At 71.2% G+C, this 13,239-nt stretch carries 12 protein-coding genes; 3 read left to right on the forward strand and 9 right to left on the reverse strand.

All coding sequences use genetic code 11. From position 1 onward, the window contains the following. Nucleotides 1-40 precede the first annotated feature (40 nt). The 4 genes from BT364_RS20435 to BT364_RS20450 all read right to left on the reverse strand — a co-directional run bounded on the left by BT364_RS20435 (nt 41) and on the right by BT364_RS20450 (nt 4,067). On the reverse strand, nt 41-757 hold the full coding sequence (locus tag BT364_RS20435) for an RloB family protein (protein ID WP_072486643.1): 717 nt from the start codon (nt 755-757) through the stop codon (nt 41-43). Beyond that, nucleotides 757-2,010, reverse strand: coding sequence for an AAA family ATPase (locus BT364_RS20440; RefSeq protein WP_072486644.1), 1,254 nt, complete (start codon nt 2,008-2,010; stop codon nt 757-759). The genes BT364_RS20435 and BT364_RS20440 overlap by 1 nt, the downstream gene beginning before the upstream one ends. A 79-nt stretch (nt 2,011-2,089) precedes the next feature. Further along, nucleotides 2,090-2,785 (reverse strand): LuxR C-terminal-related transcriptional regulator, encoded by a 696-nt coding sequence (locus BT364_RS20445; protein WP_072486645.1) that lies wholly within the window; start codon nt 2,783-2,785, stop codon nt 2,090-2,092. Continuing rightward, a complete protein-coding gene (locus BT364_RS20450) occupies nt 2,769-4,067 on the reverse strand; it encodes an ATP-binding protein (RefSeq protein ID WP_072486646.1) in 1,299 nt (432 codons plus the stop codon). Before BT364_RS20450 ends, BT364_RS20445 begins: the two co-directional genes overlap by 17 nt. Nucleotides 4,068-4,261: 194 nt before the next feature. On the opposite strand from BT364_RS20450, the gene BT364_RS20455 reads away from it, so the two are divergent. Further along, complete coding sequence (locus BT364_RS20455; RefSeq protein ID WP_072486647.1) at nt 4,262-5,599, forward strand: PspC domain-containing protein; 1,338 nt, start codon at nt 4,262-4,264, stop codon at nt 5,597-5,599. A 156-nt stretch (nt 5,600-5,755) separates the two neighbouring features. Here the strand turns inward: BT364_RS20455 and BT364_RS20465 are convergent, their stop codons facing one another. The 5 genes from BT364_RS20465 to guaA all read right to left on the reverse strand — a co-directional run bounded on the left by BT364_RS20465 (nt 5,756) and on the right by guaA (nt 10,951). Next, a complete protein-coding gene (locus BT364_RS20465; protein ID WP_072486649.1) occupies nt 5,756-6,265 on the reverse strand; it encodes a DoxX family protein in 510 nt (169 codons plus the stop codon). A 107-nt stretch (nt 6,266-6,372) separates the two neighbouring features. Next, nucleotides 6,373-7,638, reverse strand: coding sequence for a hypothetical protein (locus BT364_RS20470; protein ID WP_072486650.1), 1,266 nt, complete (start codon nt 7,636-7,638; stop codon nt 6,373-6,375). A gap of 112 nt (nt 7,639-7,750) precedes the next feature. Continuing rightward, nucleotides 7,751-8,533: a class II aldolase/adducin family protein gene (locus BT364_RS20475; RefSeq protein ID WP_072486651.1), complete on the reverse strand. Its 783-nt coding sequence runs from the start codon at nt 8,531-8,533 to the stop codon at nt 7,751-7,753. 102 nt (nt 8,534-8,635) lie between these two features. After that, nucleotides 8,636-9,241 carry a Uma2 family endonuclease gene (locus BT364_RS20480; RefSeq protein WP_072486652.1) on the reverse strand — a complete coding sequence of 202 codons (606 nt, stop codon included), beginning with the start codon at nt 9,239-9,241 and terminating at the stop codon, nt 8,636-8,638. Nucleotides 9,242-9,355: 114 nt separating this feature from the next. Then, nucleotides 9,356-10,951 carry a glutamine-hydrolyzing GMP synthase gene (gene guaA / locus BT364_RS20485; RefSeq protein WP_072486653.1) on the reverse strand — a complete coding sequence of 532 codons (1,596 nt, stop codon included), beginning with the start codon at nt 10,949-10,951 and terminating at the stop codon, nt 9,356-9,358. Nucleotides 10,952-11,316: 365 nt separating this feature from the next. Between guaA and BT364_RS20490 the strand changes: the two genes are divergently transcribed. Both BT364_RS20490 and BT364_RS20495 read left to right on the forward strand, forming a co-directional pair. Beyond that, nucleotides 11,317-11,634, forward strand: coding sequence for a chorismate mutase (locus BT364_RS20490; RefSeq protein ID WP_072486654.1), 318 nt, complete (start codon nt 11,317-11,319; stop codon nt 11,632-11,634). Nucleotides 11,635-12,140: 506 nt separating this feature from the next. Next, complete coding sequence (locus BT364_RS20495) at nt 12,141-13,178, forward strand: LAETG motif-containing sortase-dependent surface protein (RefSeq protein WP_072486655.1); 1,038 nt, start codon at nt 12,141-12,143, stop codon at nt 13,176-13,178. The last annotated feature ends 61 nt before the right edge of the window (nt 13,179-13,239 follow it).

A 13,239-nucleotide genomic window follows, 5' to 3' on the forward strand; every position in this document is an offset into this window, starting at 1 on the left:
GCGTCACCGGCACGCGAGGGACCGAAGCGTCCCGCCTCCGTCAGTAGTCGGCGACGCCCAGCCCGTCCTCGACGAAGCTCCACACGTCGGTGTACGGGTCCCAGCGGTTCTGGTCCGGTCCGGTGTGCGTGGCGTTCCGCTGCTGGGCGAAGCGGCGGGCCTTCTCGTACCTGCCACGGAGCTGCTCCGGCATCACGCGCTTCGCCGTCTCCGGGGAGACGCTCCGGATGGTCGGACCGTAGGTCTGCGCGAAGCCCGGCTGCCGTTTGAGGCGTTCCGCCGCGCTGTCGCAGACGCCGCCGAAGGTGCTCGTGTAGTTCTGGTAGTGGAACAGCCGCCACAGCTCGAAGCAGGGGTGGGAGTAGGCGATCCTCACGCCGGCTCGCTTCGCCCTGGCGAAGGCGGAAGGGATGTCCTCATGCTGATCCCGGTCGAAGAGGCACCAGACCTGCGGCCAGTTCCAGTCCTTCTCCTTGAGCCCGGCTTTCCGCGCCGTCCTCTCGGCTCTCGCAACGTACGGAATGGCCTCCTCCACCAAAGGCAGGGGTTTACGGCGTTTCGAGGGCGCGGTCAGGTTCTCGAAGAAGATCTCGACGCTGCGGCCCTGCTTGGCGGGGGTCCCGTGATCACGCACGTACTCGACGAATCCCGGTTCCGTGACCTCGCCCTCCGTGAAGACGTACACCTCTCGCGGGCGCTCCTCCGGACGCTGCTTCCGCCCTCGCCCCGGGTTGTCCCGCCCCCTGTCCCTCGCCATCAGGAACGCTCCGCCTCCCCTGTACGTGATGCCAGCAGCTTGCGCCCGATCTGTCCGGCGGCCATCTTCGGTACACCCCCGAAAGCACCCGCGAGGTAGGAGTCCGTGAGGTCCTCCTCCTCGCCCGGTTCCACATCGCTCAGCGGGTAGATCTCGGTGGCGCCGGCCCGGTCCTTCTCGGTGAGCCAGACCTGTCCAGGCTCCAGCTGCCGACCGCCCCGAGGCATGCTGAGCAATGACGGGTCGTGGGACGTGAAGACGAGCTGGGCGCCCCTGGTGTTGGCCCACGGGGCCTGGAAGAGCCGTACGACCTCCGCCGCGAAACGCGGGTGCAGGCTGGCGTCCAGTTCATCGATCAGCAGGACCGCGCCCTCGTCCAGCGCCAGCAGAAGCGGGCCGATCAGGGCGAACCACGACCGCGTGCCGAAGGACTCCCGCTTCCAGTCGAGTGGTACGGCTCCGTCGTTTCCGCCGGAGTGCAGCAGCCTGACCGACGGGGCCTGACCCGGCCGCTGTTCCACCTCGGCCCCACTGATCCCCAGGTCGGCGATGCGCAGCAGCTCCTCGATACGCTCCCGGGAGCGTTCGTCGAGCAGCTTGCGCGCGGTGAAAGCCTCGCGCTGCGCGATCTCCGTCTCCGGGGTGATGTCCCAGAGGTTCTGCTTGAACCAGTCGAAGATACGCGTGAGTTGCTGGTGGTTGTCGTTGGCCGCACGGGACAGCAGAAGCGCGTCGGCACGGGTCATACGGGCCAGCAGGGCCCGGTCCTGCACCCGGTCGCCGGGGAAGTCGAAGACCTTCTCGCGCGTCGCGTCGCGGTCGAACCACACCTGGCGGCGGCCCTTGGGGTACGCGTGCAGCCACTCGGCCTCCACGCGCTGCGCGCCCAGCTCGAAGCCATAGGTCCAGCGGACGCCGTCCCCCAGCACGAAGTCGGCTTCGTAGAAGGAGCTTTCCGCCTCGGCCTTCGGATCCAGCGCAAACACCTCGCGCGGAATCCCTTGGTACGAGGTCCACTCGCCGTACGAGCTGAGGACCGCTTCGCGCATCTTCTTCAGCGCGAAGATCACATTGGACTTGCCCGACGCGTTCGCGCCGAAGATGCCCAGCAAGGGATAGACCTGGAGCTGCTTCCCGTCGGAGAGTTCGACGGTCCGCGCGACATCCGATTCCTCGCCCGGTGGTACGACGAAGGACAGCTCCTGCTCGTCGCGCAGCGACCGTACATTCGCCGTGCGGAATCTCAGCAGCACGCCGTCCTCCTTCCGTCGCGCACAGGGTAGCCGCGTGATCGCTCACGCGCCTACTGAACCGTAGGAACGGATCTCGGGCTCAGACCAGCCGTCGCGCCGTCGCCCACCGGGTCAGCTCGTGGCGGTTGGAGAGCTGGAGCTTGCGCAGCACCGCCGAGACGTGCGATTCGACGGTCTTCACCGAGATGAACAGCTGCTTGGCGATCTCCTTGTACGCGTAGCCGCGGGCGATCAGCCGCAGCACCTCGCGCTCGCGCTGGGTGAGGCGGTCCAGGTCCTCGTCGACCGGCGGCGCGTCCGTGGAGGCGAAGGCGTCGAGGACGAAGCCGGCCAGCCGGGGCGAGAACACCGCGTCGCCGTCCTGGACCCGGAAGACCGAGTCGACCAGGTCGGTGCCGGTGATGGTCTTGGTGACATAGCCGCGGGCACCGCCGCGGATGACGCCGATGACATCCTCGGCGGCGTCCGACACGGACAGCGCCAGGAACCGCACCGGGTTCTCCACGGCCCCCATCAGCGGGGCGCAGCGGCGCAGCACCTCGACGCCGCCGCCGCCGGGCAGATGCACGTCGAGGAGGACGACCTCGGGGCGGGTCGCCGTGATGACGGTGACCGCCTGGTCGACGTCGGCGGCCTCGCCGACCACCTCGACGCCGGTCTCCTCGGTGCGGCCGATCTCGGCCTGGACGCCGGTGCGGAACATCCGGTGGTCGTCGACGAGCACGACCCGTACCCGGCGCTCCGGGCCCCCGGCCGGCTCAGTGGTCTTGGTCATCGCTCGCCCTCTCCATCTCCAGCTCGACTTCCGTGCCCCCGCCGGGCACCGAACGCAGTCGCGCCGTACCGCCGTTGCGCTGCATCCGGCCGATGATTGATTCTCGTACGCCCATTCTGTCCCCCGGTACGGAGTCCAGGTCGAATCCCGGGCCCCGGTCGCGCACCGAGACGAAGACCGTGCGGCCCTCGACCTCCGCGTAGACCTGCACGGCGCCGCCCTCGCCACCGTACTTGGCGGCATTGACCATGGCTTCGCGCGCGGCCTGCATCTGGGCGGTCAGCTTCTCGTCCAGCGGGCAGTCGCCGACCACGACGACCTCCAGCGGGACGCCGTGCTTGTCCTCGACCTCGGCGGCGGCGCGCTTGACCGCCTCGGCGAGGGTCTCGGGCTCGTCGTCCTCGTCCTTGCCGGTGCCCTCGGGGTTGTACAGCCAGTTGCGCAGTTCGCGTTCCTGGGCGCGGGCGAGCCTGCGGACCTCTCCCACGTCGTCCGCGTTGCGCTGGATCAGGGTGAGGGTGTGCAGCACCGAGTCGTGGACATGGGCGGCCACCTCGGCGCGCTCCTGGGCCCGGATGCGCATCAGGCGTTCCTCGGAGAGGTCCTGGGTCATGCGGACGAGGTAGGGGCCGGCCAGCAGCGCGATGCCGGTGAGGACGGCGATGGCCGCGGTCATGACGTTGCCGAGCTGGGCCGCGGAGCCGCGTACCACCATGAAGACGGCCAGACCCAGGCCGACCAGGGCGACCCCGGCGAGCCCCCGGGCCAGATGCAGGACCCGGCGGCGGCTGCCGACCTCCATCCAGCGGGCGCGCCGGGCGTTGTCGGCCTGCCGCCACACCAGTACGGAACCGGCGCCGATCAGCAGCGTGGGCCAGATGTAGCGGTCGGCCCCGCTGCCCATGTCGACGTTGCCGACGAAGATCATGGCGCCGAAGACCAGCGCGATCAGGGCGAAGACCTGGCCCTTGTCGGGCTTGCGGAGCCGGCGGCTGCCGTCCGGGGCGGTCTCGAAGACCGAGCGCGGTGTCTCGACGCCTCCGATACCGAGCGGGACGACGATCCAGAACACGGCGTAGAGCAGTGCGCCGAGGCCGTCCGCGAAGAACAGGCCGAGGAAGACGAACCGCACCCAGACGACGGGCAGCCCGAGGTGCCCGGCGAGACCGCGCGCGACGCCGCCCAGCAGCCGTCCGTCGGCGCTGCGGTACAGCTTGCGCAGCGGTGGCTCGTCCGGGTCCGTGGTGCGGGAGCTGGCGGCTCGGGTCGTGGCGGCTGGCATGACCCGATCGTCACATGTCCGTGCGGGTGGCGGCATCAGGGTCGGCCCCCTAGTCGACCCTGAGTGCCCGGCGGGCCCCGGCCCCGGAGACCCCCGCACCGGGAGATCCCTCAAGGGCCCGGCCGGCCAATATCAGGGATCGGCCAGGGTCGGCGCGGGTCCCGGACGGGCTCCGGGCCCGTCACCATGGAGCCATGACCGTTCCCCAGGACGCCTCCCCCGGTGTCGCTCCGCCCCCCGATCCGGCACCTCTGCTGCGGCGCAGTCCGCAGCACAAGGTGGTGGCCGGGGTGTGCGGCGGGCTCGGCCGGTACTGCGACGTCGACCCGGTGATCTTCCGGATCGTGCTCGGTGTGCTGTCCGTGACCGGCGGCATCGGGCTGATCTTCTACGGCTTCGCCTGGCTGCTGGTCCCCGTGGACGGCGAGGAGGAGAACGAGGCGCGGCGGCTGCTGTCCGGCCGGGTGGAGGGGGCCTCGCTGATCGCGGTGCTGCTCGCGCTGATCGGCTGCGGTCTCTTCCTGTCCATGCTGGGCAACGGCGGCACGCTGGCGTTCTCCGCGATGCTGTCGCTCGCGGTCGTCGGCTTCGCCGTGTGGACGCAGCACCGCAGGTCCGCGGCGCCCGAGAACCCGCTGCACCCGGCGACCGCGCAGGCGGTGGCGGACGCGCCCCCCGAGGTGAAGGCGCCGCCGACACCGGGCAGCCCGTCGTGGTGGCGGGACCCGATCGTCAAGGACGGCACGACGGGGCCGGTGGGCGCCGGCTATCTGTGGGGTCCGGCCGACGCAGTGCTCCCGCCCCGTGCACCGCGCCCCGCGGGTGCCGCGCCGAAGGATCCGTTCCGCGCGCCCCGGCAGGAGGCCGGCACCAGGGGCCCGACCTCGATCGGCGGGCTGGTGTTCCTGTTCGCGCTGATCGCGGGCGGTCTGGGCACGGGGCTGAGCTGGGAGTCCCAGCCCTTCGGTACGAGTCTGCAGTTCGGCCTGGCCGGTGCGCTCGCGGTGTTCGGGCTCGGAATGCTGGTCAGCGCGTTCCTGGGCCGGACGGGGTTCGGCACGGTCATGCTGGCGATGATCACGGCCGCCCTGCTGGCGGGCGCGTCCGCACTGCCCAAGAACATCACCACCCACTGGGTGCGCGAGGGGTGGCGGCCCACCTCGGTGGCAGCGGTCCAGCCGCACTACCGGCTGGGCACGGGGGTGGCGCGGCTGGACCTCACCGGGATCACCGTCCCCCGGGGCGGGACCGTCGCGACGGAGGTGAACGTCGGGGCGGGCCGCGCGGTCGTCGTCGTGCCCGAGGACGTGACGGTGAAGGTGGACGCGCGGGCGAGCATCGGCGACATCACGCTGCCGGTCAGCCGGCCGGGCAAGGCCCCGACCGGGGGGCCGCGCGAGGTGGACGTCAACGCCGCACAGCGGGAGCACCGGACGCTTCCGCCGCCCCCGGGCAGCAAACCGGCGGGCACCGTGGAGCTCACTCTCGAAGTCGGCATCGGACAGGTGGAGGTCACCCGTGCTGCGTCATGAGATCCGTCCCGGACGGGCGGTGGCGGGCGTGGTCATGCTCGCACTGGCGGCGGGATACGCGGCGGACGCCGCGGGAGCCTGGGACGCCCCGTGGGTCTTCTTCTTCCCGCTGTTCTTCGGCGGCCTCTGGCTGGCCGCCACCGCGACCTGGGTGAACTACCTGATACGTCGCCGCCGTGTCGCGCGAAGGGCGTCCACGGAGAACGCCGCTGCCCCGCCGAGCACCAGCGGCAGCCAGGCCATGAGATAGGCCAGGTCATTTCCGAAGTAGTACGGCGTGACCTGCCAGCTCACGGTCAGCCACAGGCTCAGCGAGATCAACGCCCCGCCGAGCGCGGCGAGCCGTGTCCAGAGCCCGAAGAAGGTGCCGAGGCCGACGGCGAGTTCACCGATGGCGATGGTGTACCCGAAGGCGCCGGGGCTCTTCAGCGCGAGGTCGACGAGGGCCGGGATCGCGGACGAGTCGCGTACCGCGTGCATGGTCTCGCCGATGGAGCCGGGGCCGCTCGCCCGGAAGAAGGCGCTGTCCGTCAGCTTGTCGAGCCCGGCGTAGACGAAGGTGACGCCGAGGAAGATCCGCAGGGGCAGCAGGGCGTGCTCCCGCGCCAGGTCCTTGAGCCCTCTCGACTCGCCCAGACCCCGTACGTTCGTGCCGTATCCCTGCATGTGGCTGCACCGCCTTCCGTAGACCCGTCACCAGACCTTACGTACGCGGCGAACGCGCTGCTCACCCGGTGGGTCGTCCGGCCGGTGCCCGCCACCCCGCACGGCGGTCAGTCCGTCACATCGATCTCGACGCGGTTCGTCTCCACTCCGGCGGCGGTCACGACCTGCACCTCCACCCGTCCCGGCTCGACCTCGACCGGGACCGGCACGGTCAGGACGCCGTCCGTCGGGTTGGCGAAGCCGCCGGTGACCGGGATCAGCGGCACATGCACATGGACCCGGCCGATCCGGACGACCATGCGGGCCAGCCGGTCCGGTGTCCCGGCGCCGGGCGGTACGAAGCCCGCACCGCGGATCTCGATGTCGTCGCCGGTGCGGACCGGCGCGTCCAGGTCCCCGGCCTCGCGGGCCCGGACCACCGAGAGGATCACCGGGCGTCCGCCCTCCGCGTACTTCCCGGCGAAGTAGGCGAGCGCCGAGACGGTGACCAGCAACGCCAGGCCCCAGGGCAGGTCCGGCAGCTGCTCGGGCCGGCGGGCGAGGCGGACCGCGGCGAACAGCACGGCGACGGTGCTCACCAGTACGTACTGCACATCCGTGAAGCTGCCCCGCCCGGAGTCGTCGGTGAGCAGATCGGCGGCGCGCGGCCGCTCGGCCCGCAGCTTCTGCAGGCGCCCGGCCAGGGCCCGTACGGTCACCACCCGGCGTACGACGACGGCGACGGCGCACACCAGCGCGAGCACGGTCACCACGCCGGCGCCCCGGGCCAGGTCCAGCCCCTCGATGAGTGCGTCGCGCTCGGCGTGACCGGAGGCGCCCGCCAGCTGGAGCGCCAGCACGAGTACGGAGAAGACCGCGAGCAGCACCCAGGAGACGGCGACCGCCCGGGAGGTGGAGAGCCGGTTGTCCTCGCCGATCAGCGGGGCGAGGAGGCCGCCGCGGGCGCGGTGGACATGGGCGGCGCCGGTCAGCAGGCCCGCGGTGACGAGTCCGGCGACCAGCCCCGCCGTACGGGCGTTGGTCCAGCCCGCGCCGATGGCGGTGGCGGCCTCGCCGATGATCAGCAGGGCGACGCCTCCCCACACCGCGATCAGGGTGCGCCGCCACACCCGGTACAGCCAGGCGTCGCCCGCCTCCCGGCCCCGTTCGGCGACGGTCCTGGCGGACTGGGTCAGCTCGTCCGAGACCCACTGGCGGGTCGCCGAGGCGGACTGTGCGACCCCGGGCGGCAGCCCCTGGCCGGCGGCGAGTTCGTCCCGCTTGGCCAGGAACGCGGCCACCGCGCGCCGGTGGCCCTCGCGCGCCCCGTGCGGGCAGTCGCCGCACGTACAGCCGCCGTGCGCGCTGCTCGCCCTTGCCTCGTCCAACACCACTGGGAACGCCGCCCCTTCAAGCCCAGGTGCAGCCAACTCGGCTGCTATTGCAGCGAATTGTGCCGCACGACAGGGCTGCGGGCCGCATCGGGGCGGTCCTCGGCGCGTATCGTCAGAATGTGCGACTGATCCGGCGCCACAGGGGCTGGTAGTTGATCCACGCCACCAGGTCGCTGCCCAGCTGGTCACGGGTGGCGACCGCGTCGCGGTGTTCGATCAGCACCGGTTTCCCGGCCGCCCGCGCGGCGAGCTGCACCTGGCAGGAGCGCTCCAGCGCGATGAACCACCAGGCGGCCGCGTCCACCGAGTCGCCGACGGTCAACAGCCCGTGGTTGCGCAGCACGATCGCCTTGTGTCCGCCGAGCGCGGCGGCGATCCGGCGCCCCTCGTCCTCGTCCACGACGACCCCGGTGTACGCGTCGTACAGCACATGATCCTCGTAGAAGGCGCAGGAGTCCTGGGTGATCGGCTCGATGAGCTCGCCCAGTGCGGACAGGGCCCGCCCGTGCACGGAGTGGGTGTGCGCGACGGCGACGACGTCCGGGCGGGCCCGGTGCACCTGCGCGTGGACGGCGAACGCCGCCTGGTTGACGTGGTGGCGCCCCTCGACGACCTGCCCCTCGCCGTTGACCAGGATCAGCTCGTCCGGCGTGAGCCCGTCGAACGGGGCCCCGAAGGGGTTGACCCAGAAGCAGTCGGTGAACTCCGGGTCCCGTGCGGTGATGTGCCCGGAGACGCCGTCCTCGTACCCGTACTCCCCGAACAGCCGGAGCGCCCCGGCCAGCCGTTCCTTCCGGTGGGCGCGCTCGTCGGCCACGGATTCGTGGACGGGCGGCATCGCGAAGTGAAGCTGGTCCACGGGTACGGGTGCGGGTACGGATATGGGCTCGGACATGGCGGCTCCTCGGGGCTCCCATGGCGTACGGGAACCGGAAGTTACCGCCGGTTGCCGCAAGTGGCCAGGGATGTCACCGGGAGGACCGCCCGTTCGCTTCGTCTATCGCCGCCGCTGGTTGATCGCGGTGAGGTCGATTTCAAGGGGGAAGGGAACGTCCAGCTTCAGCTTGTTGTGGTGGATGCCCATGGGCATGTAAGCCTTCAGCGCCGGATCGAGCTCGTAGACGTACACGATGGGCAGACCGTCCCCGCCCGACTCCACCCTCCAGAAGTGCACGACCCCGGCAGCTGCGTACTTCCGGGGCTTGACCTCCCGGTCCCTGTCCGCGGACTCTTCCGAGACGACCTCGACCGCCAGGATGACGTCCTCCGGCCTGAGCGATGTCTGCTTGGGACCGGTATCCGCCCCCAGCGGAACCACGAGCACGTCCGGCTCCGGCCGGTTCCGGCTGTCCAGCCTGATGCTGAATTCACGAAAGACATCGAGATCGTCCGGCGCCTGCTCAAGGAGAGAATTCTCCAGCAGACGCATGGTCCGCATGTGAAACCTGGTCTGCGGACTCATGAAGACGAGACTCCCGTCGATCAGCTCGGTGCGCCGCGGCAGATTCGGAAGCCGGTCGAGATCGTCCGCAGTCCAGCCCTCGGGCGGGGGGACGGGGTAGTTGTACTTCTCGTCCAGCTCATATTCGGGTGCGGCACTCATGATTGCTCCCATGGGGCAGAGTCTCGTCTCCTCAGCCAGCGTACCCAGCTCATACGACGATGCCGCCGCCCAAACGAATGAGCGACGGCATCGGCATTGACCTTGCGGGAGGGGTCACTCCCACTCGATGGTGCCCGGCGGCTTGCTCGTCACGTCGAGCACGACGCGGTTGACGTCGGCGACCTCGTTGGTGATGCGGGTCGAGATCCGGGCGAGCGTCTCGTAGGGCAGGCGCGACCAGTCGGCCGTCATGGCGTCCTCGGAGGAGACCGGGCGCAGGACGATCGGGTGGCCGTAGGTGCGGCCGTCGCCCTGGACGCCGACCGAGCGGACGTCGGCGAGCAGGACCACCGGGCACTGCCAGATGTCACGGTCCAGGCCGGCCGCGGTCAGCTCCTCGCGGGCGATGGCGTCGGCCTCGCGGAGCAGGTCGAGCCGCTCCTTGGTGACCTCGCCGACGATACGGATGCCGAGGCCGGGGCCGGGGAACGGCTGGCGCTGGACGATCTCGTCGGGCAGGCCGAGCTCCTGGCCGACCATCCGGACCTCGTCCTTGAACAGCTGGCGCAGCGGCTCGACGAGCTGGAACTCGATGTCCTCGGGGAGGCCGCCCACGTTGTGGTGCGACTTGATGTTGGCGGTGCCGGTGCCGCCGCCGGACTCGACGACGTCCGGGTAGAGGGTGCCCTGGACGAGGAAGGCGACTTCCTCGCCGTCGGCGGCGCCCTCGGCGACGATCTCGGCCTGGGCCTGCTCGAAGACGCGGATGAACTCGCGGCCGATGATCTTCCGCTTCTGCTCGGGGTCGGAGACCCCGGCCAGCGCGTCCAGGAAGCGCTCCTCGGCGTCGACGACCTTCAGCTGGACTCCGGTGGAGGCCACGAAGTCCTTCTCGACCTGTTCGCTCTCGCCCTTGCGCATCAGACCGTGGTCCACGTACACGCAGGTCAGCTGGGAGCCGATGGCCTTCTGCACGAGGGCCGCGGCGACCGCGGAGTCCACGCCGCCGGACAGGCCGCAGATGGCGCGCTTGGTGCCGACCTGCTCGCGGATCAGCGCGATCTGCTCCTCGACCACATTGGTCGTGGTCCAGGTCGGCTCGATGCCGGCGCCGCGGTAGAGGAAGTGCTCCAGGACCTGCTGGCCGTGCGTGGAGTGCAGGACCTCGGGGTGGTACTGGACGCCGTAGAGCTTCTTCTCGTCGTTCTCGAAGGCGGCGACCGGGACGACATCGGTGGACGCGGTGACGGTGAAGCCCTCGGGGGCGGCGGAGCAGGCGTCGCCGTGCGACATCCAGACCGACTGCTCGGCGGGCGTGCCCTCGAAGAGCGTGGAGCCGGTCTTGGAGACGGTGAGCGGGGTACGGCCGTACTCACGGGCACCGTTGTCGTCGACGGTGCCGCCGAGCGTGGTGGCCATCAGCTGGAAGCCGTAGCACATGCCGAAGACCGGGACCCCGGCCTCGAAGAGCGCACGGTCGAGGGAGGGCGCGCCCTCGGCGTACACCGAGGAGGGGCCGCCGGAGAGGATGATCGCCCGGGGGTTCTTGGCCAGCATCTCGGCCACCGGCATGGTGGACGGGACGATCTCGCTGTAGACCCGGGCCTCACGGACGCGTCGGGCGATGAGCTGGGCGTACTGCGCGCCGAAGTCGACGACGAGAACCACGTCTGTGGTGGTGTCGGGGGCGGCGGGGGGTGCTGCTGGCACGGGCGGCCTTCCGGCGGTGAAGGGGGGTCTGTTTTGTCGATTCTACCGGGGTTGCGGAGTCGGCCGTCGTCCCGACCGTACGGGGGGTGCGGGAGCGGACTCCGCGCGGGCCGGCCCGGACTCGGAGTCTCAGCATCCGGGCCCCGTGTTGGTCCGTCCCCGGCGACGGGGCCATACTGAGTTCCATGCGTCAGCACACGACCTTCGTCTTTACCTATGGCATCCGGCCCGCCGGCTGCCATGGTCGTGCTGCTTGATCCACTGACAAGCAACGTTCCAGGCGCCCCGGGCCGAAAGGCCCGGGGCGTCTTGGCGTTCACGGACCGGCCGGCCTCGGGGACCGCACCCCACGAGGAGTCACCACCATGACCAGCACCGCCCCCGCCAAGACCGTCCCGGCGAAGACCACCGCCGAGAAGACCGGTGCGCACACCGAGGAGGCCGCCGCGCTCATCGACGACGCGCGGGCCCGCATCGACACCCTCGACGACCGGATCATCGGGCTCGTCCAGGAGCGGATGGCCGTCTCTGCGGTCATCCAGGAGGCCCGGATCACCTCCGGCGGCCGCCGGATCAACCTCTCGCGCGAGATGGAGGTCCTCGCCTCGTACCGGGACGCGCTCGGCAGGCCCGGCACCTCGCTCGCCATGACGCTGCTGGAGCTGTGCCGCGGCCGGGCCTGACACCGGGCGGGCGCCGGGTACCCCGGCGTATCCCAGTTCGGGCCCACTCTCACCCGTACGGCGCGTGACCGGGTCCGGCGCGGCTTCGTTGGTCCCGGTGTCCGTGCCAGCCAGGGGCGGCTCTGGAAAGAAACCACGCGTGGCTCCGCTGGAGCGTGTGGCGTACTGCAGGTACGCCGTGGGACCGCGCCCCAGCGTGCGTGACCGGTCGGCAGGGGACAGCAGGCCGGTCACCCCAGGAAACGGCCGGCTCCGGGGACGCCCGGAGCCGGCCGTGTCCGAGGCCCCCCAGGGCCCCCACCGGCCGACTTCCCGGCCCGGGGGCCCTTTCTCATGGACGCGGACGTGAGCGTCGTCACATAAAGGTTCTGTGAGTATCCGGACAACCTTTGCGGCGGACCGCGGGTCAACCATGCGGAACCACCGGCCCCGCTCGTGCCCCCTCACGGCGGGCCCGTCCCGCCCCCGTATCGCCCCTCGCGGTACGCCGGACTCCTGAGGTCACCATGCAGCTTCGCCGCGCCCTGGCGCTCGCCGCCGCCACGGCGGCCATCGCCCCTGCCGCGGTCCTGGCCGCCCCCGCCGCGCTCGCCGTGGCGGCGGACGGGACCACCGCAGCCGCGGAGGCCACCGGCTCGCCCTCGCCGAGCGACTCCGGGGCCCCGGCGGCCGAGCCGGACGCGTCCGCCTCCGAGTCCGCCTCCACGCCCGCCGAGGAGTCCTCCGAAGACCCCGCCGAGCCCGGTCCGGGCGAGGAGTCCGAGTCCGCCGGGAGCACCGGTCCGGCCCCGGACGAGGCCGTCGGCGCGGCCCCGACCCCTTCGGCGAGCACCTCGTCGTCCGCATCCGCTTCCCCGTCGGAGTCCGAGAACCCGGCGGAGCCGGCGGAGTGCGCCAAGTCCGACCTGGACATCTCCATCGACGGCCTGCCCGGCCGGATCGCCCGGGGCAGCGGCTGGCACACGTTCAAGATGAACGTCTACAACTCCTCGAAGTCCACCGTGAAGAAGATCGACTACTTCGCGGGCGCCTCCTCCGACGAGGAGGGCAACGACCTCTTCCGCTCGAAGCAGGTCAGCCTCCAGGCCCTCGACCCGGAGACCGACAAGTGGGTGGAGCTCAGCGAGGACGGCCGCGCGGTCGGTTACGTCGGCCGGTCCGACGAGATGCCCGCGGGGTACGAGGTCGACATCCCGCTGCGCATCAACGTGAAGCCGACCGCCCCCGTCGGCGCCGGCTTCACGCTCGGTGCCGGTCTGTACGTGGGCGACAAGGACTGCACGGGCATCAGCGACATCGCGTACAGGTTCAAGATCGTGGAGTCCGGCGGGAGCGGTTCGACGCCGCAGACCGGTGGCAGTGCCCCGGTCCCGTCCGCGAAGCCGGCCGACAACCCGACGGGCAAGGTCTCCGGCAGCCTCGCGGAGACCGGTTCGTCCTCCGCGCTGCCGGTGTTCGCCACCGCGGGCGGGGCGGCCGTAGTGCTCGGCGCGGGCGCGATGTTCATCGTGCGGCGCCGCAGGAACGGTGACGCCGGCGTGTGACACGCCGATTCACCGTGAGCATGGAGGGGCTGCACTCGGAGGGGGGTGCAGCCCCTTTCTG

The sequence above is a fragment of the Streptomyces atratus genome, assembly GCF_900119365.1.
GTDB classification, from domain to species: Bacteria; Actinomycetota; Actinomycetes; order Streptomycetales; family Streptomycetaceae; genus Streptomyces; species Streptomyces atratus_B.

Coding starts and splice junctions, on each gene's coding strand:
- BT364_RS20475 (WP_072486651.1), bottom strand. CDS start 8,533: ATGTCCGAGCCCATATCCGTACCCGCACCCGTACCCGTGGACCAGCTT.
- BT364_RS20490 (WP_072486654.1), top strand. CDS start 11,317: ATGACCAGCACCGCCCCCGCCAAGACCGTCCCGGCGAAGACCACCGCC.
- BT364_RS20445 (WP_072486645.1), bottom strand. CDS start 2,785: ATGACCAAGACCACTGAGCCGGCCGGGGGCCCGGAGCGCCGGGTACGG.
- BT364_RS20450 (WP_072486646.1), bottom strand. CDS start 4,067: ATGCCAGCCGCCACGACCCGAGCCGCCAGCTCCCGCACCACGGACCCG.
- BT364_RS20455 (WP_072486647.1), top strand. CDS start 4,262: ATGACCGTTCCCCAGGACGCCTCCCCCGGTGTCGCTCCGCCCCCCGAT.
- BT364_RS20495 (WP_072486655.1), top strand. CDS start 12,141: ATGCAGCTTCGCCGCGCCCTGGCGCTCGCCGCCGCCACGGCGGCCATC.
- BT364_RS20465 (WP_072486649.1), bottom strand. CDS start 6,265: ATGCAGGGATACGGCACGAACGTACGGGGTCTGGGCGAGTCGAGAGGG.
- BT364_RS20480 (WP_072486652.1), bottom strand. CDS start 9,241: ATGAGTGCCGCACCCGAATATGAGCTGGACGAGAAGTACAACTACCCC.
- BT364_RS20435 (WP_072486643.1), bottom strand. CDS start 757: ATGGCGAGGGACAGGGGGCGGGACAACCCGGGGCGAGGGCGGAAGCAG.